This is a genomic window from Alteromonas abrolhosensis (genome assembly GCF_001953635.1).
Taxonomy (GTDB): Bacteria; Pseudomonadota; Gammaproteobacteria; order Enterobacterales; family Alteromonadaceae; genus Alteromonas; species Alteromonas abrolhosensis.
Genome location: NZ_MEJH01000003.1, coordinates 329,748 through 354,319 on the forward strand (window position 1 = coordinate 329,748; position 24,572 = coordinate 354,319).

General features: G+C 45.5%; 19 protein-coding genes. 10 read left to right on the forward strand and 9 right to left on the reverse strand.

Translation table 11 applies throughout. The annotated features are described in order from the left end of the window. Positions 1-3: 3 nt before the first annotated feature. The 4 genes from rpsU (at position 4) to rpoD (ending at position 5,300) form a co-directional block, all read left to right on the forward strand. Positions 4-219, forward strand: coding sequence for a 30S ribosomal protein S21 (gene rpsU / locus BGK61_RS03550; RefSeq protein WP_012517258.1), 216 nt, complete (start codon positions 4-6; stop codon positions 217-219). A 441-nt stretch (positions 220-660) separates the two neighbouring features. Further along, on the forward strand, positions 661-1,107 hold the full coding sequence (locus BGK61_RS03555) for a GatB/YqeY domain-containing protein (RefSeq protein WP_076011229.1): 447 nt from the start codon (positions 661-663) through the stop codon (positions 1,105-1,107). 189 nt (positions 1,108-1,296) lie between these two features. Next, positions 1,297-3,075 carry a DNA primase gene (gene dnaG, locus BGK61_RS03560; RefSeq protein WP_076011230.1) on the forward strand — a complete coding sequence of 593 codons (1,779 nt, stop codon included), beginning with the start codon at positions 1,297-1,299 and terminating at the stop codon, positions 3,073-3,075. A gap of 392 nt (positions 3,076-3,467) precedes the next feature. Beyond that, positions 3,468-5,300, forward strand: coding sequence for an RNA polymerase sigma factor RpoD (gene rpoD, locus BGK61_RS03565; RefSeq protein WP_076011231.1), 1,833 nt, complete (start codon positions 3,468-3,470; stop codon positions 5,298-5,300). A 166-nt stretch (positions 5,301-5,466) separates the two neighbouring features. Here the strand turns inward: rpoD and BGK61_RS03570 are convergent, their stop codons facing one another. From BGK61_RS03570 to BGK61_RS03590, 5 genes are all read right to left on the reverse strand, one after another. Continuing rightward, entirely contained in the window at positions 5,467-7,086 is a 1,620-nt protein-coding gene (locus tag BGK61_RS03570; RefSeq protein WP_014997311.1) for a methyl-accepting chemotaxis protein, read from the reverse strand. A 143-nt stretch (positions 7,087-7,229) separates the two neighbouring features. Next, positions 7,230-8,378, reverse strand: coding sequence for a topoisomerase IV (locus BGK61_RS03575; protein WP_076026010.1), 1,149 nt, complete (start codon positions 8,376-8,378; stop codon positions 7,230-7,232). Positions 8,379-8,412: 34 nt separating this feature from the next. After that, entirely contained in the window at positions 8,413-8,817 is a 405-nt protein-coding gene (locus BGK61_RS03580; RefSeq protein ID WP_014997309.1) for a type 2 periplasmic-binding domain-containing protein, read from the reverse strand. Between the two features lie 626 nt (positions 8,818-9,443). Further along, complete coding sequence (locus BGK61_RS03585) at positions 9,444-12,551, reverse strand: efflux RND transporter permease subunit (RefSeq protein WP_014997308.1); 3,108 nt, start codon at positions 12,549-12,551, stop codon at positions 9,444-9,446. Positions 12,552-12,565: 14 nt separating this feature from the next. Continuing rightward, positions 12,566-13,615, reverse strand: coding sequence for an efflux RND transporter periplasmic adaptor subunit (locus BGK61_RS03590; protein ID WP_076012328.1), 1,050 nt, complete (start codon positions 13,613-13,615; stop codon positions 12,566-12,568). A gap of 480 nt (positions 13,616-14,095) precedes the next feature. Here BGK61_RS03590 and BGK61_RS03595 point away from each other — a divergent pair, with 480 nt between their 5' ends. From BGK61_RS03595 to BGK61_RS03605, 3 genes are all read left to right on the forward strand, one after another. Further along, entirely contained in the window at positions 14,096-14,560 is a 465-nt protein-coding gene (locus BGK61_RS03595) for an NUDIX hydrolase (RefSeq protein WP_234349514.1), read from the forward strand. A 65-nt stretch (positions 14,561-14,625) separates the two neighbouring features. Next, positions 14,626-15,393, forward strand: a complete 768-nt coding sequence (locus BGK61_RS03600; RefSeq protein ID WP_014997304.1) for a class II aldolase/adducin family protein — start codon at positions 14,626-14,628, stop codon at positions 15,391-15,393. Between the two features lie 55 nt (positions 15,394-15,448). Further along, on the forward strand, positions 15,449-16,633 hold the full coding sequence (locus BGK61_RS03605) for a mandelate racemase/muconate lactonizing enzyme family protein (protein WP_014975676.1): 1,185 nt from the start codon (positions 15,449-15,451) through the stop codon (positions 16,631-16,633). Between the two features lie 71 nt (positions 16,634-16,704). Here BGK61_RS03605 and BGK61_RS03610 read toward each other — a convergent pair whose 3' ends face one another. Further along, entirely contained in the window at positions 16,705-17,580 is an 876-nt protein-coding gene (locus BGK61_RS03610; RefSeq protein WP_076012330.1) for an amidohydrolase family protein, read from the reverse strand. A gap of 58 nt (positions 17,581-17,638) precedes the next feature. Further along, positions 17,639-18,430: an SDR family NAD(P)-dependent oxidoreductase gene (locus BGK61_RS03615; RefSeq protein ID WP_076012331.1), complete on the reverse strand. Its 792-nt coding sequence runs from the start codon at positions 18,428-18,430 to the stop codon at positions 17,639-17,641. Between the two features lie 264 nt (positions 18,431-18,694). On the opposite strand from BGK61_RS03615, the gene BGK61_RS03620 reads away from it, so the two are divergent. After that, on the forward strand, positions 18,695-20,455 hold the full coding sequence (locus BGK61_RS03620) for an acyl-CoA dehydrogenase family protein (protein ID WP_076012332.1): 1,761 nt from the start codon (positions 18,695-18,697) through the stop codon (positions 20,453-20,455). A 92-nt stretch (positions 20,456-20,547) separates the two neighbouring features. Here BGK61_RS03620 and BGK61_RS03625 read toward each other — a convergent pair whose 3' ends face one another. Together BGK61_RS03625 and BGK61_RS03630 are read right to left on the reverse strand one after the other, a co-directional pair. Further along, positions 20,548-21,093 (reverse strand): DUF3016 domain-containing protein, encoded by a 546-nt coding sequence (locus BGK61_RS03625; RefSeq protein WP_014997299.1) that lies wholly within the window; start codon positions 21,091-21,093, stop codon positions 20,548-20,550. A 112-nt stretch (positions 21,094-21,205) separates the two neighbouring features. Continuing rightward, complete coding sequence (locus tag BGK61_RS03630) at positions 21,206-21,577, reverse strand: hypothetical protein (protein WP_014997298.1); 372 nt, start codon at positions 21,575-21,577, stop codon at positions 21,206-21,208. A 479-nt stretch (positions 21,578-22,056) separates the two neighbouring features. Between BGK61_RS03630 and ccoG the strand changes: the two genes are divergently transcribed. Beyond that, complete coding sequence (gene ccoG / locus BGK61_RS03635; protein WP_014997297.1) at positions 22,057-23,487, forward strand: cytochrome c oxidase accessory protein CcoG; 1,431 nt, start codon at positions 22,057-22,059, stop codon at positions 23,485-23,487. Continuing rightward, complete coding sequence (locus tag BGK61_RS03640) at positions 23,484-24,467, forward strand: serine/threonine protein kinase (protein ID WP_014997296.1); 984 nt, start codon at positions 23,484-23,486, stop codon at positions 24,465-24,467. The genes ccoG and BGK61_RS03640 overlap by 4 nt, the downstream gene beginning before the upstream one ends. Positions 24,468-24,572 lie beyond the last annotated feature (105 nt).

The following is a 24,572-nucleotide window of genomic DNA, read 5'->3' on the forward strand; positions in this document are numbered from 1 at the left end:
TTAATGCCTATCGTTAAAGTTAGAGAAAACGAGCCGTTTGATGTGGCGCTGCGTCGTTTTAAGCGTTCTTGTGAAAAAGCAGGTGTTCTTTCTGAAGTTCGTCGTCGTGAATTCTTCGAAAAGCCAACTTGGGAACGCAAGCGCAAGAAAGCTGCCGCTAAGAAGCGTCATCTTAAGAAGCTAGCTCGTGAAAACGCACGTCGCGTAAAACTCTACTAATATAGGGTTAAGTAACGAGTCTGAAAGGTGTTGCAATTGCAGCACCTTTCGCGTTTCTGGGCCTCTATTTTTTGGCCTTATTCTTAACGACTCCGTTTTTTCCTTTTCAAATGGTTGCATTTGATTTTCAACCTGGGGCTTAATAATACCAGTCCGCATAGATGATTATCCACTCAGCGAGATTTAAAATGTTCGTAATCGCGGCGTGTTACCGCAGGTATAGTGGTTCTACATCAAGGTGACACAACAAAGATTACGGACATTTTAAACTCGCCCTTCGGGAAGGTCTGGCAAGCTTCCTAGCTTCATTCTGGGAATTTGAAAGGGAACAGCCATTCCTGCATTCCCACGCTTCGCTAGGAAACTTGCCAGCGCCTTCTGAGTGGGCAATGATCTATGCGGATTGGTATGAACTCTACTAATAAAAAATCAGGAAACATCATGGCACTAATTGATGATTTAAAAGCCGCGCAAAAAGATGCGATGCGTGCAAAAGAAAAAGTACGTCTTGGTACTATTCGTATGGCAATGGCTGCCATTAAGCAAAAAGAAATCGATGAGCAAATTACGTTAGACGACAGTGCAATCTTAGCGGTACTAACCAAAATGGTTAAGCAGCGCCAAGACGCCGCCGCGCAATACGACGCAGCCAATCGCGACGACCTTGCTAGCAAAGAGCGTGAAGAAATCACTTACATTGAAGATTTCTTACCCCAGCCTATGACTGACGATGAGCTAAATGCACTTATCGACGAAACCATGGCAGCGACCGGCGCATCGGGCATGCAGGATATGGGTAAAGTAATGGGCGCCTTGAAACCCAAGGTTCAAGGCCGCACCGACATGGGCGCTTTGAGTGCAAAAATTAAAGCGCGCTTGAACGCTTAAACTCGGCACTTTTGTCAAAGTGAATTACAATGAAGGTGTGCATTGTCACACCTTCATTGTTCTCATTTTAACACTTCCCTGTTACAGTACTTCACTGTTTTTATTACGTTGTAACTTGTCGTCTCAAACGCTGTTACGACTTGTACTTTTCTAATTCTTTTTTAACTTACTCTTGTTGAAAGTACCCTCATGGCTGGAAAGATACCTCGCGATTTTATAGACGACCTGCTGTCACGTACCGATGTGGTAGAAGTGGTAGATAGCCGAGTTAAACTTAAAAAAGCAGGTAAAAACTACCAAGCGTGCTGTCCCTTCCATAACGAAAAGTCGCCTTCGTTTACCGTCAGTCAAGATAAACAGTTTTACCACTGTTTTGGCTGTGGCGCTCACGGTAATGCTATCTCGTTTATTATGGAATTTGACCGCCTAGAATTTGTTGAGGCGATTGAAGAGCTAGCACGCTATCACGGACTTGAAGTGCCACGTGAAAAAGGCAGTCGCCCTGCCATGAGCGAAGAGAAAAAACAGCAACAGCAAGACGATTATGCAGTCATGGAGCAAGTTGCGCGCTTCTTCCAGCACCAGTTACGTCAAAACGGCAACAGCAAAAAGGCCATCGAATATTTGAAAAATCGTGGGCTAAGCGGCGATATCGTTAAGCAATGGGAAATTGGCTACGCCCCTGACAGCTGGGACGCACTGCTAAATACCTTTGGCAAAGATCCACAGCGCATCAAACAGTTGGTCGATTTAAAGCTGGTAAATAAGAATGACCAAGGACGTACCTACGACTTCTTCCGCGACCGCATTATGTTTCCTATCCGGGACAAACGAGGTCGTGTGGTGGGTTTTGGTGGCCGAGTATTAGATGACGGCGGCCCTAAATACTTAAACTCGCCGGAAACGCGAATCTTCCACAAAGGCAGTGAGCTTTTCGGTTTCTACTCAGCCAGACAAAAAAACCGTAGCCTAGATACGGTGGTTATTGTAGAGGGCTACATGGACGTAGTGGCACTCAGTCAGTTCGATATTAATATTGCTACTGCTGCGTTAGGTACGGCCACCACGCCTGAACATATTCAAATGCTAGTTCGCGCCACTTCTCACATTGTGTGTTGTTACGACGGTGACCGCGCTGGTCGTGAGGCCGCATGGCGCGCGTTAGAAAACGCCTTACCCGCATTAAAAGACGGCGTACGTATTTCGTTTTTATTTCTACCCGATGGCGAAGACCCTGACACTATGGTGCGTCAGGTGGGGAAAGATGCGTTTATGGAGATGCTAAATGACGCTATGCCGCTCTCTCGTTTCTTCTTTGAGAACTTATTAAAAACTCACAACGTGGGTACGCCTGAAGGCAAGATTGCCCTTAAAAAAGCGGCAATGCCACTTATCGAAAGTACGCTTGGTGATGATCAAAAACAAATGTTGCTGGAAGAGCTGGCCAAGCACACCGGTGAGTTTGACCGATTTAAGCTTCAGCAGGATATCACCAAAGCCAATCAAGGTACGAAGCAGGCTTACTCGCCGAATCGCAACCAAGTGAATAAGCCTAAGCTGTCACCACTTCGCATGTTAATTCGTTTACTGTTAGATAAACCTGAACTAGCTACCCTCTGTGAAGATGTCCAAATTGATATATTCGCAGGTAGCAACGCTGCTGGCATGGATTTATTACGCGATGTACATCGCTATTGCGTAAGTCACCCTCAAGCAAAAACCGCTCAGCTTGTTGAAAATTTCCGCGACCATCCCCACTCTTCTACTATCGCGAAATTATTGTTACAAGAACACTTGGTTAAAGACGAGGATGCTGAACGGGTTTATAACGACAGCTTCGCTCGCTTACTGGACGGGCATTTCGATAGCCGCATTGAAACCTTAATTTCACGCTCGCGGGTTCAGCCGCTAACTCAAGCGGAAAAACAGGAACTGAATCTGCTTATGAAGGAAAGACAGAAGAGTTAACCTGGTCTGAAGTTATTAAGCACCGCTAACCTCCAATGGTTGGGGCTAATGCTCTTGTAAATATTACTGGCTAAAAAATCGGCCGTGAATCTGGTAAAACCACCGCGAAATCTGCTATACTGGCTAATTCGCTGCAGGCACAGATATAAGTGCTTCGTTTACTTTGAAGTGAACAAAATTGCAGCAGCACGAGTAGCAAAGATATAGCCGAACATAACGGGCAGATCCAAACCCGAGCAGATGTGCATCGCAACATAATGGTTAAGACCAGCGTGGCATCGAGCATTAACGGCCTTGATACAAAAGCAGTACTACAGCAGAACAGGGAACATACCTAGTCGTATGTTGTCTTTTCTATTGCAAACTAATTGAATGTGAGAAGTGTAGGTTATATGGCGCAAAGCAAGCAGTCTCAGATTAAACTCCTGATTGCAAAAGGTAAAGAGCAAGGTTACTTAACCTTTGCAGAAGTAAACGACCACCTGCCGCAAGATATTGTCGATTCTGATCAAATCGAAGACATAATCCGCATGATTAACGACATGGGAATTCAAGTTTCTGAATCAGCTCCTGATGCAGATGAACTTCTCATGCAAGAAGCGAATGCTGACGAAGATGCTGCAGAAGCGGCAGCTCAGGCACTAGCTACTGTAGAAAGTGAAATTGGCCGTACGACTGACCCGGTTCGCATGTATATGCGTGAAATGGGAACGGTTGAACTTCTAACTCGTGAAGGCGAAATTGAAATCGCTAAGCGAATTGAAGATGGTATCAACCAGGTACAATGTTCAGTTGCTGAATACCCAGAAGCCATCACTTATCTATTAGACCAGTGGGATCTTTACGAAGCAGAAGAGATTCGCTTAAGCGACATCATCTCTGGTTTTGTTGATCCTAATGATGACCAAGATCTTGCTCCAACAGCTACCCACGTTGGCTCTGAGTTATCTGAAGAAGAATTAGATGATGAAGACGACGATGAAGATGATGAAGACAGCGATGAAGACGATAGTGGTGTAGACCCAGAGCTCGCCCGTGAACGCTTCACTGAGCTACGTGAACAATACCTAAAAACTCGTGAAGTCATCGAGAAGAAAGGTCGTGCTCATGCTGACTCTCGCGCACAAATCAACGCATTAAGCGATGTGTTCAAAGAATTCCGCCTGGTTCCAAAGCAATTCGATCGCATGGTTAAAAACATGCGCGAGATGATGGATAAAGTGCGTATTCAAGAGCGCCTTGTAATGAAGTTCTGCGTGGTTAACGCAAAAATGCCGAAGAAAGACTTCATCAAAGCATTTGCGGGCAACGAAACGTCTAATGCATGGTTACATGAAGCAGTTAAATCAGGTGCACCATACGCCACTGACCTTGCTGTAAATCAGGAAGAGATCGAGCGCTGTATTAGCAAGATGAACCAAGTTGAACAGGAAACTGGCTTGGTAATCGCAGATATCAAAGACATCAACCGTCGTATGTCAATCGGTGAAGCGAAAGCACGCCGTGCGAAGAAAGAAATGGTTGAAGCTAACCTACGTCTTGTTATCTCAATTGCTAAGAAGTACACCAACCGTGGCCTTCAATTCCTTGACCTTATCCAAGAAGGTAACATTGGTCTAATGAAGGCGGTGGATAAGTTCGAATACCGTCGTGGTTATAAGTTCTCAACTTATGCAACGTGGTGGATTCGTCAGGCAATTACCCGCTCAATTGCTGACCAGGCGCGTACTATCCGTATCCCTGTTCACATGATTGAGACGATCAACAAACTTAACCGTATCTCTCGTCAAATGCTTCAGGAAATGGGTCGTGAGCCTACACCTGAAGAGTTGTCAGAGCGCATGTTAATGCCTGAAGACAAAATTCGTAAGGTACTTAAAATTGCTAAAGAGCCAATCTCGATGGAAACGCCCATCGGTGATGATGAAGATTCACATCTTGGCGACTTTATCGAGGACAGCACGATTATTCAGCCCCTCGATTCAGCAACTGGCGGTAGCTTGAAAGATGCAACGCAGGAAGTATTAGCAGGCCTAACAGCACGTGAAGCAAAGGTACTTCGCATGCGTTTCGGTATCGACATGAATACTGACCACACGCTTGAAGAAGTAGGTAAGCAGTTTGACGTAACCCGTGAGCGTATTCGTCAGATTGAAGCGAAAGCACTTCGCAAACTTCGCCACCCTAGCCGCTCTGAGCAGCTACGTAGCTTCTTAGACGAATAGAAAAAGCATTGCTTTGACTAAAAATCCCCAGCCTTGGCTGGGGATTTTTTTATGCCTTTCTTTTATCTTTAGGTAACAGAAAACACAGCCTTTGATCTGTTAGCTAAACCCACAAAAAAGCCTCCATACGGAGGCTTTCAATTCATGTTTATTGATAAGCTATCGCTTACACTCTAAATTGCTTCGCAATTGATTCTAGGTGTTGTGCAAGGTCTGCAAGCTCATTACACATGCTACCTAGTTCACCCGAACGGCTAGCTGTCTGCTCGGTGCGCTGATGAATTTCATCAACGTGACGTACAATATCAACCGCTACAGTACGCTGGTCTTCGGTATTGTGAGCAATTTGCTCGTTCATTTGATTAATACGCCCAATAGTACTGGTGATGGTCTCTAAGCTACTTCCCGCTTTATTGGCCGTTTCCACACTGTTTGTTGCCTGTTCAGTACCTCTAGACATCACCTCTACCGCTGAATGTGCTGCGTTCTGAAGCTGTTCGATAGTGCTTTGAATTTCTTCCGTAGACTGCTGTGTCCGCGACGCTAGCGTTCTTACTTCATCAGCTACCACTGCAAAGCCTCGACCTTGTTCACCCGCCCTAGCTGCCTCGATAGCGGCGTTAAGCGCCAATAAGTTAGTTTGCTCTGCAATGCCTTTAATCACATCTAGCACCGAGCCAACTTTATTAGAGTCAGACTCTAGACGAGCTATAACGTCAGCGGTTTCACGTACGTTCTCAGCAAGCTGCTGAATACTCGTAACCGTTTGCTGTACGATTTGACGACCTTCACTCGCCGCTGTAGTGGCTTCGTTTGCGTCGCTTGCCGCTTGTGCAGCGCTGTGGGCAACACCATCAACAGAACCACTCATTGTGTCTACTGCACGCTTTGCGTTGGTTGCAGACTTTTGCTGAACATCTATAGTACGCTGAGTTTCTTCCGTCACCCCGCGTAAATTCTGCGCCAAGTTTGACAGAGGTAAACTCGCTTCTACCACATCACGCACTACGCCTTGTAGTTTGTCCATGAATTGGTTGAACCAATACACCAATTCACCAATTTCATCTTCGCTTTTGGTTTCTATACGAACCGTTAGGTCGCCATTTTCTTGGGCAATATCTTTAAGCGAACGAACCACGTCATCAATACTTTGTTTAATGCCGCGAACAATAGGAACCGCGGTTCCAAACAGCAATATAGTCACAACTACGGCTAGAATTACACCCGTGCTAATTAACGATGTGTTAGCACTGTCTGTGTTTTTGAATGCTTCCTCAAACGCCGCTTGCTGAGCATCGCGAAATTGAGACATTGAAGCGATAGCCCCGTCATAAGACTGATTCATTTTGGCAGAGAGTTCGCCTAGACGGCTAAAGTCGGCAGTGCCGTTAACCATAGACTGTGAAACGTCGTAGGCAACGTCAAAGTAACTGTCAAACCCTGAAGAAATACGAGAAATATCAGCACGAAAATCCGGGCTAATAGAAGCAATTTGGTTTAGGCCGCTTTTTGCTTCTTCAGCAAGTTCTTGCGCCATAGTCAGGGTATCTTGATCGCCCGTTGTGACTGCACTTGCGAGGGTATCGCGAACCTTTTGCATATCAACTAACGTTGATGCTGATAATTGAAGAGCTGGAAATTGAACTTTCTGAACTTTCTCTAGCGTTGCACCGTTATTGAGTGCGGTATAAACAGTGATAAGCAAGTAAATAACAAAACTTAGCGCTGCGATCCCTGGTATAAGGAAAATCTTAGTCGCAATTGGCATTTTTTTTAGAAAGTTCATCAGCTATCCCACTGTTTTTTATAATCGCTTAACTACGTTTCAGTGTTACCTGAAAACACGTCATATCCTAATTTATCTACCTGATAGCGAAAATCTTTAATGAAATTATGGCCTCGCACCTAGTGCGAGGCCATAACAGGTAGTTAGAACGTATAGTTTACGCCTACTTTAAGCAGTGTTGCATCATTTAGATCATTTAGATCATCTGAGTACCAAGTTACATCTGTTTTCAGAGCAAAGCCCGGCTCAACATCGTAGCGAAGGCCAACAGTTACTGCAGATACATCTAGCTTCTGCTGCGCCGCGATACCAGCAGCACCTTGGTAAATTGCAGCCCATGTTCCATCCGTTACCGCATCACCCGTAGAGATTGATGAAGGTAGTGAAGCAACCAGACCTAATTGAGTGGCGTTATCTGCTTCTTCAACTTCATAAGTAATGTGTGGAGTAAACTTACCAAAGCGCATACCAGCAGTTACATACCACGCTTTGTTATCGGCAATCACAGAACCATCTACTTCTGTTTGAGTAAACTCCGCACCAACAAACCAATCATATTTGTCGATATCAACGGCTACTTCAAAGAAAGTACCTGTATCTTCGTTTACACTAAAATCGTCAGCAACTGAAGCTGCAGTTGGAATGATAGGCCCGAACTGCGCCATGCCAGCTAGGAAGTTATCGAAGTCAGCGTTGGCAGCGCTGGTTTTACCACGCGCTAATAAAGTACGCGCACTGAACCAATCGCGCGTTGCTTCGAAAGAAACAGCAACAACGTTCTCTAACTCTAGCGCAGCTGGCGTACCAGAAATGGTAGTATCAGCCTCTACACGACCTACTGTAAGCTGCGCGCCGTATTCCCAGTCACCTGAGTAATTCATGTAGTCAACGCGCACACCGTCAATGTTGTTAAAATCAATGCCGTATACAGCATCTGGTGGTGTTAGCCAGTATTTAAATAGTGGCATGCGAAGACGACCCGCACTAATGTTGATGTTATTGTTCAACGCGTAGGTCATGTACGCCCATTCGAAATCAGCGTCGTAATCTTCACTGCCACGGCCAACTAGCTGAGCAGTAGCAGAAAGCTTGTCGCTTACATCGCCGCGCACCTGAAGTCCAAATACACTAGCTGGGTCGAAGTTAAAGTCGCTGTCGTAGTCGTATACTGACTCGTCATCGTCTAGTGTCATACCACCAATAAGATTTGCAAAGCCGTTAATTTGAATATCAGCCAGTGCCGGAGTAGCTAACAGGCCAGCCATAGATAAGATAGCAAGTTTGGTTTTCATGCGTGTTCCTTAAATTCTTTGTATAAACGGTCAGTTAAAAGGTAGCGACTACTCGTACGCTGTCGTTAACAGCGCCTGCGTCGACATAACCAATAGCGCCAGGATTACCTGCTACAGCAGATATCACTTCTGCGTCGCTACCTAATGCCTTTGGTGGTTGACCTTTACCGGTAAATACGAGTTTTGACCAAAACGCAGTAAGCTGTGCTGCAGTTTTGTTTAATACTTTTCCGTTAAATTCATCGGTGGCGGCTTGCCCTTCTGCTAGCGCAACAGGTTCTGCCTGTGTGCCGCTAGGAAATGCCTTTGCTTTGTTAAGAAACAAACGGCTAATGCTTTCTTTGTCGAGGGTGTCAGCGTTACTTGGATGAACAATAACTGCTACATCGGCAAAAGCTACGTTACAGCACAATCCTGCTGCAAGTATCCATTTCTTCATGATATGTCCTCTAGAGTCTGTTGAATGCTTGCTCTTCGTTTTTAACTTTCTTGCTAACCCGTTTGGCACGGTAAGTGGAGCTTTTAAACGGTTTGAGACAAACACGTGCTTGTGTGCTCATACTCATTGCAACGGGGTAAGTATTGGTCACAATTACCATATTCGCCAATTTGAGCGTAAAAAATTTAGCGTTTAAAAATTAATGACTTATACAAGCGTTTGAATTTGTCGCGAAGTGTAGATGAAGTTATAACTTAAGCAACTATACAAATGTCTAATACATACCTTTGCACTTTATAGCTGCCGATAACAAAATGTGATGAAAGCATGAAAATGAATATTAATTCAAATATTTCAATTAGTTAAATAATCACGCAGCATATTACTTAGTAATGAACGCCAATATTAACGTATATAAAAACATACGAAAACGTTCCGATACTCAACGCTCTTTTGTACATTTTTACAGCAGCTTAAGTGTAATTTAAGCTCAATATTCTGTTTGAGAATCTATTAGGTTTTTAGATAGAAAGCGGACAACGCCATGGAAATCGCAGGCAAACAGCGTCCTAAAGGTTTATTACGAAAGGAACAAAAGGCTAGCGGGGCGTTATCCCCGCTTAATATTACGATTCGCCTTTTTTGTAGGGAATAGCCTGCTCCAGCTTTTCTATTTCCATGGTTCGCTGAAGTGGAGAGCCAGTGTTTCTCGCTAGCCAGCTATATGCAGTGGGAACCACGTAAAGCGTCATAAAAGCAGACACAAGTACGCCAGAGAAAATGACCATACCAATGACCATCCTGCTTTCCGCCCCAGGTCCAGACGCTAACACAAGTGGCAGTGAGCTAAATACGGTAGTAAAGCCCGTCATTACGATAGGACGCAATCGCTGAGCAGCTGCACGTTTAAGTGCATACTCAAACTCCATACCGGCATCGCGTAACTGGTTGGCAAACTCAACAATTAAAATACCGTTTTTAGCAGCAAGCCCAATTAGCATGACCAGACCAATTTGACTGTATATATTGATCGTCATATCGCTAAAGAACAGCCCGATAAAAGCACCAACGAGAGCCAGCGGCACGGTAAGCATAATCACAAGCGGGTGTACCCAGCTTTCAAATTGTGCAGCCAATATTAGGTAAGTCACGGCTAGCGCCAGCATAAATACATACACAAATGAGTTGCCCGCTTCTTGATACAGCTGAGACTCACCTTTATAGTCTATCGATACGTTGTCAGGCAGCTCCGTTTTAACAATATTTTCCAAATATTCAAGCGCTTGCCCCAGTGTATAGCCATCCGCTAAATTGGCAGAAATAGTCACAGCGCGCATTCTGTTGTAGCGGTTAAGCTGTGCCGATGTGGCTTGTTCTTCAAAGGTTAGTAAGTTGTCCATCGGAATGAGTTCGCCCGTACGAGACGAGCGTACATATAAATTCTCTATGCTGTTAGGACTTCTAAAGTCTTCCTCTTTGCCTTCCATAATGACATCGTATTCTTCGCCCCTATCGAGGAAAGTCGACACTCTGCGCTGTCCTAACATTACTTCCAACGTGCCGCCAATATCGCTGATGGACACGCCGAGATCTGCCGCCCTGTCGCGATTAATATTTACCAGTAACTGTGGCGAGGTTTCCTTATAATCTGAATCTAAGCGAATTAACCTTGGGTTCTGCGCCGCTTTTTGTAAAACGATGTCACGCCATTCAACAAGGTTTTCATAAGTATCGCCTTGTAATACGAACTGAACAGGACGACCCAGCCCTCCGCCAGAAATACCGCTGCGCATAATGGCAAAAGCACGTACGTCAGGTACATTGTTTAGTTTCGCGCTGATTTCATCCATTAGTGAAAACGTGCTGAAATCTCGCTCGTCCCAGTCAGCGGAGCCCACGATAGCAATACCTGCGTTGCCTCCGAAACCAGGTGTTCGAACTAGAAGACGATTGATTTCACCACTTTCACGGTAGGGCATTAAGATACTTTCGATCTTTTCGAGGTTCTTCGCATTACTTTCAAAACTTGCCCCTTCCTGCGCGTTCATCAATATAAAGAAGTTACCTCTGTCTTCTTTAGGTACAAACTCGCTTGGTACTTTCTCAGAAAGCTGCACCAGTGCAACCACAGCAATAATAAGCATTAACAGCATAAGAATAGGCTGGTGCAGAGTTTTACCTAGCGTATTGAAATAGCCGTTTTCCAGTTTTGAGAATTGCTTATCCATCCAGCCTCCGAAGCCAGATGAGCGGGTGCGTTTCTTAAGAATTTTTGACGCCATCATGGGCGACAACGTTAACGCGGTGAAGCTTGAGAATGCTACAGCTGCGGCAATAGCCAGCGCGAATTCAGTGAATAACCTTCCGATGTTTCCCTCAAGGAAAACCAGCGGTACAAATACAGAAATTAGCACCAGCGTGGTTGCAATAACTGCAAACCCAACTTCTTTCGCGCCGCGGTAGGCGGCCAAAATAGGCGGTTCGCCCATTTCTATGCGTCGATAGATGTTCTCCAGCACAACAATAGCGTCGTCCACCACTAGGCCAATGGCTAACACCATAGCGAGTAGCGTGAGTAAGTTGATTGAGAAGCCCAGCGCATACATCACAATGAAGGCGGCAATAATAGAGACGGGTACGGTAACTGCCGGAATCAACGTGGCGCGAATATTTCCGAGGAAAAGGTAAATAACGATCACCACCATTAGCATGGCGATCCCCAATGTTTCATACACTTCATCAATCGACGCTTCGATAAACACTGATGAATCGTAGCTAGGTACAATAAAGATATTGTCAGGAAGGGTGGCTTCTATTTTTTCAATTTGCGCTTTTGCAGCACGGGCAACGTCTAGCGTATTAGCTTTGGACTGTTTAACGATACCTAGTCCAATCATGTTCACGCCATCGCCACGAAACTCGGTTTCGTCATCTTCGGCAGTTAACTCAACATGAGCGATTTCACCAAGGCGTACAAGGTAGCCGTTGTCTCCAATCGCGACTGTTAGTGCGGCAAAATCATCAGGCGTAAGAAAAGTTCGCGCAACGCGTACTTCAAAGTTACGGTCAGTACTTTCCACTTCACCAGCCGGTAATTCCACATTCTCGGCGCGAATAACTTGCTCGACATCGTTAACCGTAATGCCTCTTGCCGCCATTGCATTGCGGTCTAAGAATACCTTCATGGCATATCGTCTTCCGCCACCAATTTGGACTCGGGCAACACCATCGACAATTGAAAGCCTATCCACTAATACACGCTCGGCGTAGTCGGTCAATTCCATAGTATTAAGGTTAGTGCTTCGAAGGTTGTACCACACCACGGCGCTTTCATCTGAGTTCGCTTTAGACACTTCAGGTGGATCAGCTTGGTCGGGCAAGTTATTGAGCGCGCGACTTACTCGTTCGCGTACGTCATTCGCCGCGGCGTCAATATCACGAGAAAGCTTAAACTCAATGGTTATATCGGAACGACCATTGCGAGAGGTCGAGGTTACGTTTTTTATGCCCTCAATACCGGATATTCTATCTTCTAATAGCTGGGTAATTCGGGTTTCCACTATATTCGCAGATGCACCTGTGTAGGTGGTACTTACCGAGACAATAGGTGGGTCGATATCTGGGTATTCTCGCAAACTCAACATGGTAAAAGCGACAACGCCAAAAATGATCAGCAGTAAATTGATAACCGTTGCAAAAACGGGGCGCTTTACAGAAACGTCTGACAGTAACATGACGGTAAGCTCCCTTAGCGGTTTAACACATTAACCGGAGATTGGTCGCGCACCCGAAGTGTGCCTTCGGTAATGACTTCGTCGCCTTCGTTTAGCCCACTCACAATTTGTACTAGCCCAGGACGACGCTCTCCAATTACCACTTCGGTTTGCTGTGCAACGTTATCATTAACCACATACACGTATTGCTTGTCTTGTACAGGAACCAGTGCCTTTTCCGGAAGCACCAAGGTGTTAAGCACGCGCTTTTCTACCACCACAGTAAGCAGCATACCGGGGCGCAGGCGATTGTCTTTATTGTCAATTGTGGCACGCATACGAATAGAGCGGCTAATTGGGTCAAGGCGCGTATCAATGTTGGTAATTTTCCCTGTGAATTCTTCTCCAGGGTAAGCCACTGATGATGCACTTAATGTCTGCCCTTTCGCCACGCTTGCAAGGTGATTTTCAGCAATACTGAAGTCAACTTTGATTAGGCTAATGTCATCTAAGGTAGTAATAGTGTCACCAGGCTGAACCAGCGAGCCAATACTGATTTCACGGTTGCCTAACAACCCGCTAAATGGCGCGCGAATCTGTAAGTCATTAAGCTGTGCTAGGGCAATATCTAGCTGTGCCTGCAAGGCTTTTACCCGTGCTTGCTGTTCGTCCAGCAGTTGTTCAGAAGTAGCGTTAGACTGGCGTAAGTCTGCTATGCGCGTGAACTGGCGTTTAGCCTCATCGATATTCGCCTTGAGTTCTTCTACTCTGGCACGTTCTTCTGTGTTATTTAACTGAACGAGTAGTTCACCCTCTATGACTTTATCGCCGTCTTCAAAATTAATCGCTTTCACAGTATCTGTAACCTGTGCGGTAATGTTTACCGACTCATTGGCGATAGCAGTACCTAATGACTCAATCGTAATGGGGAATGCCTGTGATGATACCAGGGCGGTTTTTACCGGCGTTGCTCTGACACTGCTGTTACTCGCGCTCTCTTCCTGCGGCATATTGAGATATACTACAACGCCCGCGAGTAACACTACGCCAAGCAACAAAGGCGATAAAGATAATCGTGAAGACATAACCTTTCCTATAGGTAAAAAAGTATCCCATTGCGCATTATCAACTCGTAAAAAGGATACCCAAGCACACAAAATCCGCTTACGATTCTTCGCAAGCGCCGCTATACGTTAAGTTTGTGTACCGCGTTATTATTTTTATACCAATCCGTATAGATCATTGCCCTCTCAGAAGGCGAGTTTAAAATGTCCGTACTCTTTGTTGTGTCACCTTGATGTAGAACCACTACACCTGCGGTAACACGCCGCGATTACGAACATTTTAACTCTCGCTGAGTGGGTAATGATCTACGCGGACTGGTATTAGTTGTGTTATTTTTATTTTTGCGTAGAGTCTGTCTCTTAATATTGTTTATTTTTACAACAATCACAAACAGCTTCTTGAGTATTTTACCCAAATCGATGGTCATCTTATTTCGCTTATCAGCTATATTCGCTGTTTTAACGCTTTTTGCATGTTCACAGTCTTCACCCAGCGCGCCAATGTGTCGTGTATCCGATGCGCTTTTAGCTCAAAAGGTCGGGTCTGATGTAGAAGATAAAATCACTCCCATTGCAGCCTCCTGCCTTATAAAAGCGAAGGATAAGGTGTTATTAGTTAAACACCGACTTTCTGGGAAGTTAGACTTCCCGGGAGGAGGCTTGCAGGAAAATGAAACGGTCGCGTGTACTGCGCATAGAGAAACATGGGAAGAAACAGGGTTTAATGTTGAAGTCACGCAGTATTTATCCACCACGCCCAATGGTTTGGTTATATTTGGCTGTGATCTAGATGCTGGCGTTGAGACCCTGCCAGACACTTTTGATGCGCCCCCATGGGCAAAACTGGAAGTCATAAAACTTGTAAAAGTAGACCCATTTAAGCTCGACCACGAATCGATGCGTTTCGCTGACGATCTTATTCCCTTGCGCGATGGCTATACCCAATTCGTTATAAAGCAGCCCTGACAAAGCATTGTTCATTGTTGCGGGTATTGGTAAATTGTCCCCAATAAAAAAACAGGAGAAGTGGCTTGTTTTCACTGCCAACCTTAAGTCTTAAAGGCAAAGTATCTGAACAAGAATGGCAAACACGTGTCGATTTAGCTGCGTGCTACCGCTTAGTCGCAGACATGCGATGGGGCGATCTTATTTACACGCATATTTCTGCCAAAGTACCAGGCACTGACCATTATCTGGTTAACGCCTTTGGCCTGACATTTGACGAGGTTACCGCCTCTAATCTGGTAAAAGTCGATTTAGAGGGAAACATCCTTGATGACACGCCTTACGGCATAAACCCCGCCGGCTTTACCATTCACAGTGCTATCCACGAAGTGCGCCACGATGCCCAATGCGTGATTCACCTGCATACCCTAGCCACCATTTCAGTCGCGTCTGTTAAAGGCGGGCTCAAGCCGTGGAGCCAGTATTCGATGTTTTCATTACCGTCACTTTCATATCACAGCTACGAAGGTCTAGCCGTTGATGATAGTGAAAAGAAACGCTTACAAGATGACCTTGGCGACACGAACCACATGCTTTTACCTAACCATGGGGGCCTAACTCTTGGCCCAACCGTTGGCGACGCCTTTATGCGCTTTTACGATTTGCAGCGCGCGTGCGAAATTCAGCTCGCCCTAATGCAGTCTAACGAAGAGGTTATCGAAATACCGCAGAGTATTATTGACGGCATATATGCGCAAGCAAGCGTTGTTCACAGCGGCGAAACAGGTGGCCAGAAAGCTTGGCCAGCCATGCTGCGTAAAGCCTACAAACTAGACCCAGGCTTTTGCGAATAATGTAGCTTAGCCAGCTAAACGCCAACTCATTTCAAACAGGAATTGTTTAACCATTATGAAAGTCACCAAAGTAGAAATTTTCGATATCGAATGCCCTAAGCGCCCTCAGTGGAACCCTGTTTTCGTGCGCGTTTACACCGATGAAGGCATTACTGGAGTAGGTGAAGCAGGGCTTGCTTATGACTGGGGCCATAGCGCTGCAGCTCACATGATTAAAGAAATCGCCGAAGCCATGCTAATTGGCTTTAACCCTTTCCACACGGAACTGCTCTGGTCCAGAATGCTGCGCGAAGGTTTCTGGGGATTAGGCGGCGGCCCTGTAATTTATGCAGCGATGAGCGCCATTGATACTGCACTTTGGGATATTAAAGGCAAAGCACTTGGCTTGCCTGTTTACGAATTACTTGGCGGCAAGACCAATGGCAAGCTTCGTAGCTACGCCAGCCAGCTTCAGTTTGACTGGGATAAAGAAGTAACCAAGCTTAACGACCCCGCTGACTATGCTCGCGCCACCGAGAAAGCGCTTAAAGATGGTTATGACGCAGTAAAAGTTGACCCCATTGTTTACGATAAAGACGGTAACACGCACTTCGACAGGACCAAGCTCTTCACTAAGCCAGAGCTTAAACTTTTCAAAGCCCGCCTTCAGGCTATTAGAGACACCATGGGCGAAGACGGCGACATCATCTTTGAATGTCACAGCTTATTAGGTGCATCAACGGCTATTCAATTGGGCGACATCGTTGAGGAAATCGGCTGCTTGTATTACGAAGAGCCAGTGAATTACCTTAACTCGAAGCTTCACGACAAAGTGGCGAAAAACGTGAACGTGCCCATTGCGGGCGGTGAGCGCTTGTATCATCGCTGGGATGTGCGCCCTTACCTTGAAGACCAATCAATTGATGTACTTCAACCTGATGTAGGCCTTTGTGGTGGTTTCACGGAAGCGAAAAAAGTGTGTGACTATGCTGACATTTACGATGTTCGCATTCAGGCTCACGTATGTGGAGGGCCTGTGGCTACAGCGGCTAGCCTACATTTAGAAACGGCCATTCCAAACTTCTTAATTCACGAGCACCACACTTACGCCATTAAAGACTGGAACCGTGAACTTTGTATCCAAGACCCTCAGCCGGTAAACGGCTTTATTGAAGCACCTGACACACCGGGGATTGGTATCGATTTAAATGATGAGGTGGTTTACCGCTCTCCACACATGACGGTCACTGCACTAAAATAATGTAGAAGCTTAAGGGATTTATTGAAAAACAATAAACCCGACGCTAGCTTTGCACTTAAGCTAAACCCGTTTTATGCGATGCCGTACCATTGCTTCGCATTACCATACAGCAGCGCCGCTTTTTGAGTTACAGAAAGCGGCGTTGTCATGTCAACGAACCCGTGCCAAAGCGCGGCATACGGCATTCGCCACTGACACAGCGGGTAATTGCTGGCAAACATCATGTGATCTGTGCCAACGGTGTCCAGCAAGGTTTCAAAAACATAAGACGCTCGCTGCCACTGCCAACAGCGGTCTTGCATTTCTAATCCCGAGAACTTAAACACAACTTGCTCAGTTTCATTTAAGTCGCGAATATTCTGCCGCCATGTTTTAAACGCAAAACTCTTTACCTCAATCGGCGCTATAGCGGCATGGTTGATAGCTACGTTTAACGCAGGCGTTTGTTCTAATACCGTTAGCAGCGCACGTACGGCATTGCTATCTGCAAGATTTAACTGCGCCTCAAAAGATAAGCCTTGCGACGCCATATGATGAAGCCCCCATTTAACTTTAGGGGTACGTAAAAGTGCTTCAGCCTCGTCATCTAATATATGACGAAGCCCGCGTACTGAATGGTAATTATTGAGCTTGTCGATATGACTGCCAACAGTATTTCCGGTTAAGTCGATACACCCAATTGAACGAAATGGCAGCGTACAATGGCGCTCCAAGAAAGCAATTTCACGCCATGGTCTTTCGTTATCGAAACCCGCTTCAATGTGAACAAACCCACCTAACCGGCCTAATGAAGCGCGGTAGAGCGTGTGCTCTGTAGTGAGTTTGGCAATCACCATTTTGTCTGGCCAAAAGGGCGCATTGGCAGGTTTTAGCCAATCGTAACGCCCTTCACTTAAGGCAAAGAAATGAATATGAGAGTCTATCCAAGCACCTGAATATTTTTTCATTTTTACTTGTCGAACCTTGACTTATGTACCAGCGAATAGCGCAATTAAGGCTGCCTTTCTATTGCGCTGTATAGCCCCCATCAACCGCATACAGGCTGCCCGTGATGAACGACGCTTTGCTGCTGCACAAGAAATAAGTCAGTTCAGCTACGTCTTTTGGCTGACCAAGGCGTCCGATAGGTTGTGCAGCGGCTTCCTCGGCAACCACTTCACTTTTATCTGCCCCAGAGCGAGCAACGTAGTTATCAATCGCATTATGAAATAACGGCGTTTCTATGGTACCGGGGCAAACTGCATTAACGCGGATATTATAGGGCGCGTAATCAAGCGCGGTAGTTTTCGCCATAGACGCCAACGCACCTTTGCTGACGCCATAGGCAAACGAATTACGCTTACCGATAAATGACTGATCTGAGCCCATTACCACAATGGCACCACTACCCTGCTCTTTCATGATTGGAAGGCAAGATTTGATTGCGCCATACGCTCCTTTTACGTTCAGGTTTAAAACCTTATCAAGCAGCGCCTCATCGGTATCTTCAATAGTCGCTGAAACGTGTATGCCCGCGTTACACACTAAAGCATCTATTCTTTGATATGAGGCTACAACCTCATTAATCGCAGCCTCAATATTTTTTACCACACTCACATCGCAAGGCTTCCAGACGGCATTATCAATGGTTTCTTCAAAGTCTCTGATATCAAGATTAACCACTTGGTAGCCGTTTTGACTGAACAGCTTGCAAACCGCAAAACCAATGCCCAGGCTTCCGCCCGTTACAATGCAAACTGGACGCTGCGCTTTGTCACTTGTGACCCCGTCGTTACTATTAAAGCTATCTGAATTCATGTTGTTAGGTACCGCGCTATAAAAGCGTTAGTTTATGCGTTAACTCATTTAGGGCTAAGCATGCCAGTGAGAATTTGAATTGCAAGGAACTTGCTTCACACTCACACGCTTTTTAGCTAATAGCCCACTCACCTTTCCCAGCCAGTTACAGTGAATACATCACCCAAATTTATTATTAACTTTCCTTTAACGGACTATTCGGACTACGCTTTTTGTGACTATAATAGGCAAAATTAAAACACTTGTTTGAAAAAGGAGTCATCCATGCCTCTGTACCACGCCCCTACAACTGATTTTCAGTTTTTATTAAAAGACTGGCTTGGACTTGATGCTCACTACGAAAAGCTCGGTATCAGCGACTTTGATAGCGAACTGGCTAATGAAATTATTGCACAGGGCGCAAAGTTTGCTCTGGACGTGGTTGCACCACTTAACCGTGAAGGCGATGAAGAAGGCTGTACGCTAAAAGACGGCAAAATTACCACGCCTAAAGGCTTTTCTGATGCCTATCAGGAGTACGTGGCAAACGGCTGGAATGCGATGTTAGGTACTGCCGAGTACGATGGGCAAGACTTGCCGTATACAATGGCTGTGCCTGTTCACGAAATGCTAAACGCGGCAAACTTAAGCTGGCGTTTAACCACCATGCTTACAGAAAGCGCGACACTTGCGGTTACTAAGCACGCCAGTAAAGAATTAAAAGATATCTATCTTGCCAAGCTAATTAGTGGTGAGTGGACAGGTACTATGAACCTGACCGAACCTCATGCGGGAACCGATTTGAGCTTACTTAGCACCAAAGCAGAGCCACAAGGTGACGGTAGCTACAAAGTAACAGGTAACAAGATATTTATTACCGCTGGTGATCAGGACTGGAGCTCGAACGTTATTCACCTTGTGCTAGCTCGCTTGCCAGATGCACCTAAAGGCGTGAAGGGAATAAGCTTATTCTTAGTGCCTAAGTTCCTTCCAGATGCCAACAATGAGCCTGGCGAGGCAAACAGTCTGTCAGTGGGAAGCATCGAACACAAAATGGGGATCAAAGCGAGCCCGACTTGTGTGATGAATTTTGATGGCGCGACGGGTTACCTCGTAGGTGAAGAAAATCAAGGCTTGGCATGTATGTTCACCATGATGAACGATGCACGCTTCCAAGTAGGCCTGCAAGGTTTAGGAGCGGCAGAAGCCTCTTACCAAGGCGCGCTGACCTATGCTCGTGAACGCGTTCAGTCTCGCGCACCTCAGGGTATTCAAAACCCTGAAGGCAAAGCAGACCCAATTGTATTTCAACCTGACGTAGCGCGTATGTTACTTACGCAAAAATCATTGATTGAAGGCTGCCGTGCACTCTCGCTTTTCTACGCCAAATTTATGGATGTAGAGAAGCTAGGTGAAGGTCAAGAAAAAGAAGATGCCGACAAGGTACTTCAGTTTTTAACCCCAATCTGCAAAGCCTTTATGACTGATATGGGCCTTGAAACCACCAGCTTAGGCGTGCAAGTGTTTGGCGGTCACGGCTTTATTCGCGAATGGGGCATGGAACAGCTAATGCGCGATGTGCGTATTGCCATGCTGTACGAAGGCACCAACGGCATTCAGGCGCTGGACCTTATTGGCCGAAAGCTTACCCGTGATGGCGGACAAATGATGGAAGCTACGTACAATGCGTTTAACGCCTTAGTTAGCGACATTCAAGATGGTGAGGCTAAAGGCCTGGCGCAGGGTATTCTTGATGACTGGCGTGCCTCTTCAGCTGACTGTCTAGGTATGGATGCAACCACTGCTGCGGCAGCTGCCTGTGATTATTTGGCGTACAGCGCCTATTCACTGATTGGGGTACTGTGGTATAGCATGGCTGACAAAGCCCAAACTTCAGGTAACGCAGTACTTGCAGCGTCTAAGATGAAGACACGCGACTTTTACGTCGAACGTATCCTAGTGCGTCGCGATGCACACAAAGCAGCTTACAAAGCTGGCCCTGAAAGCACCCTTGCTATATCAGGCAACGAGTTCGATTACTTGTAAGTAATTCATCGTCGCAGCCCACAGCAGTGGGGCTAAAACAAAAAAGGTCACTACACGTGACCTTTTTTATTAGTATTTCATGAACAATGGCATTAATTGTTCACCGCTACCTGCGCCGAAAACGTATCAGCAAACCAATCGTTCAACATCGCCTTTTCATAAGTTAGCGACTCAGTTCTGTTGCGGCGAATTGTCGAATCCATAAAGTCCATATCTTTAAGTTTTACATCTTCGCCACTTAAAATGACTTGTCCATCAGCGTTGGTCAAAGAGTAACTAAACGTCATTCTAGGAATATCGATGCGCTTGATAATGCGGACATCACTTCCACCACCTGATCCGAACCCGACAAACTGACTAGGCCATACCTGCCCTGCCAAATCCACATTAGTTACGGTCATTGAAAGCACTTGTGATTCAGGTAAATCACTGGCTAACTCGACAATGTGCTGTTCCAGATCTTCTAATGTACGTTCGCGAAAGCGTTTGCGAGACTCATTAGTTGGCTTAACATCGCTATACGTTTCAGGTTCTTCCCAAGTAATCTTTACCTCTGCCGCGTGGGTGGGAGCGAAAACAGCAAGAAGTCCTACCGCAGTGGCACAACCTAAACAAGAAAAAGTACGTAATTTATTCACTTTTATGCTCCTAAATACAGCCGTTTTAACAGTGGATTTTGCGAGACATTGAAACGCTATTGCGTATAGCAAATACCGACCGTTTAACTTTAACCTAATCAGATAGAATCGGTTAGTCTCGCCTTGCTACTTGCATAACTGGCGACTGCTTAATGATTAGGCATAGTTGAGCGCGTTTAGTTCCCGTAAAGTTCGGGTTTATATCGTCCTTTTCACAATAGGTGTGATAAAAACGTTTAACGCTTGCGCTGTCAGCGGTGATTTGCTGAACATACGCCTGCTGGTAAGGCTTTAAAGGGCTTAATTGAATATTAATTGTATCTTGTAAACTACTCAGTTCTTCTCGTTCGGGCAAGGTTGCAATTGAAACTAGCCATTCCGACACAGAGTTTTGGATATCTTCAAAGAGATACTGAACAAAGGGAGATCGCAACACAATTACCAGAACAATAATTTCAGCAGCGATGATAAAAAACCTTAACATGACTTCTCAGCTAACTTCGACAGACGTTTACAACAGATAGCGCCAAGTGTTTAAGCGCTTTTACCGTATGTGCTCAACTACCGTTGCCAATCTACATTTTCACAATGCTCACTGTACACGATTTAAACGGCAATTGACCACATTATTATCGATGATAGTAGTGTGATTTCAGTTTATCTGTAAATACAGCAAACTATACTCATGTATAGTAGATAAAGCTTAATCACCGTTGTTGAACGTCGAATAGTAAGTGTCCGTCATACTAATCCTCGTTATTCATGAATCTGTATTTAACTATTTACAGACTTGCTTAAAATGAAGGGGAAAAAGCAAAAAACAATTAATATTCTGAAGTTTCAGTATTGACTGAAACTTTAAAAAGATACACCATACGCCGCATTATTGATCTACATTAAATATGACGTTTTGAACGCAGTTATACTGCACAGGCAGTTTGAAATGTCACATAAGGTTAAGCTATGAATGAACAAATACCGGTTAAGACCGTTACGCCGGTAAAAGTACATAAACCCAAAGGCAGTCCTGAGGGTAAGCGCTACGACTCTCGTAGCCGTATTTATGTGAGAGCTGTACAAGGTCCTCTAGAGACGTTCAGGCGCATGTTTGGCCTTTTCTTTTTGGGCCTCTTTGCCATCATTCCATGGATTCAGTACAACGGCCATCAGGCGGTGTTACTCGATATTGGTGAACAGCGATTCACCATTTTCTCACTGACATTGTGGCCTCAAGATCTTACGCTGCTGGCTTACATATTTATTGTATCTGCCTTTGCTTTGTTCTTTGTCACCACTTTCGCAGGTCGTGTGTGGTGTGGCTTTATGTGCCCTCAAACAACGTGGGTATACATTTATACGTGGTTCGAAGAGAAATTCGAAGGCCCCAGAAATAAACGTATAGCGCTAGACGCACGTAAAATGGATGCAGATAAATTCCTGCGAAAGACCGCTAAACACACTGCGTGGGTATTGGTAGCACTGCTCACCGCTTTAACCTTTGTTGGTTACTTCACACCCATTGATGCCCTGTTTATTGATTTCGTGACATTCGACACCAGCTTCTGGGCAGGATTTTCTGTGATTTTCTTTGCCGTATGTACCTACGGAAACGCTGGCTACATGCGTGAAATCATGTGTACGCACATTTGTCCCTATGCTCGCTTTCAGTCTGCCATGTTCGACAAAGACACCTTTACTGTATCGTACGATGCAAAACGTGGTGAACAACGCGGTCCACGTCCGCGTAAACTTAGTCACGAACAAGTGCAGGAAAAGGGATTGGGCGACTGCATCGACTGTAATTTATGTGTTCAGGTATGCCCAACCGGAATCGACATTCGAAACGGCTTACAATACGAATGTATAAACTGCGGTGCCTGTGTTGATGCTTGTAACGGCGTTATGGATAAGATGGGTTACCCTAAAGGCCTGATAAGCTTTACTTCGGAAGAAGAACTTGCTGGCGGTAAGACTCACATTTTACGTCCAAAATTAATTGGTTACTTTGTGGTTTTAGTGGTCATGATTGGCTTACTGTTTGCCAATATTTGGATGCGCAGCCCCACTGAAGTGGACATTATTCGCGACAGAAACTCACTGTATCGTGAAACAAACGAAGGCCTAATTGAGAACGTTTATACGATAAAAGTGCTTAACAAAACACAGCAAGCACAAACCTACACAATTGCTGTAAAAGGTCTGCCTGACTACAAGTACATTGGTGAACAAACAGTGACGGTTGAAGGCGGTGCGGTATACAGCACACCAATTTCGGTTGCAACCGACGCCTATAATCTGGAAGATACGGTTACCGATATTTTTATCAGCGTAACCACCACTATTGATGGAGAAACGGTTACTGTTGATGAACCAACCAAGTTCCTTTATCGATGACAGATTTTTCTTTCTCTGGGCTTAGTCCAGACACCATATTAGATGCCCTGGAAAGTCAGGGCATTTTTCTTCAAAGCGGTCTGCTTGCCTTGAATAGCTATGAGAACCGCGTTTACCAATTTTTGGCTGAAGACGGTCAACGCTATGTGGCAAAATTCTATCGTCCTGGGCGATGGACAGATGCTCAAATTCTTGAGGAACATGAATTTGCCGCCGAGCTAATTGAAAACGAAATCCCGTTGGCTGCCCCTATGGTCATAAACGGTAACACGCTGCACCATCACACCGTAGCTGAGACTGATTACCGATTTGCGTTGTTCCCGTCGGTCGGCGGCAGACAATTCGAAAATGACAACCTTGATCAACTTGAATGGATGGGACGCTTTATTGGCCGTATTCATCGAGTTGCATCAGCGAAAGGTTTTACGCACCGCCCTTCGATTGACATTGAAAGTTATCTCATCGAGCCAAAGCAAGTTATTGCTCAAAGCACACTATTGCCAGAGCATTTAAAAACAGCATTTTTCGCCATACTTAATCCTGTGATTGAAGCCACCCAAAAAGCTTACAAGCCAACATCGAGTATTCGACTTCACGGCGACTGCCACCCAGGCAATATACTATGGCGCGACGGTCCGACCTTCGTTGATCTTGATGATTGCCGTATGGGGCCCGCCATTCAAGATTTGTGGATGATGTTAAGCGGTGACCGTCAGCAACAGCTATTGCAGCTCGATACTCTGGTTGAAGCTTACGAGGAGTTTCACTCGTTTGATACTGCACAACTGCCGCTTATTGAACCCCTTCGCGCAATGAGAATGGTGCATTATATGGCGTGGCTTTCCCGCCGTTGGGAAGACCCTGCTTTTCCACGTGCATTCCCCTGGTTTGCTGAAGACAAATACTGGGAAGGTCAAATTCTTGCCTTAAAAGAGCAACTGTCTGCACTTCAAGAGCCTCCACTGAAATTGGGCTATTGAGTCGACCTCTACACCTAAAACCTTACGCTTTTTCCACAACCGGCATCGATGACCGATTTCGATAACCATTTAGTAACTACGAAAAAGCGTAAGGTATAAGAAACC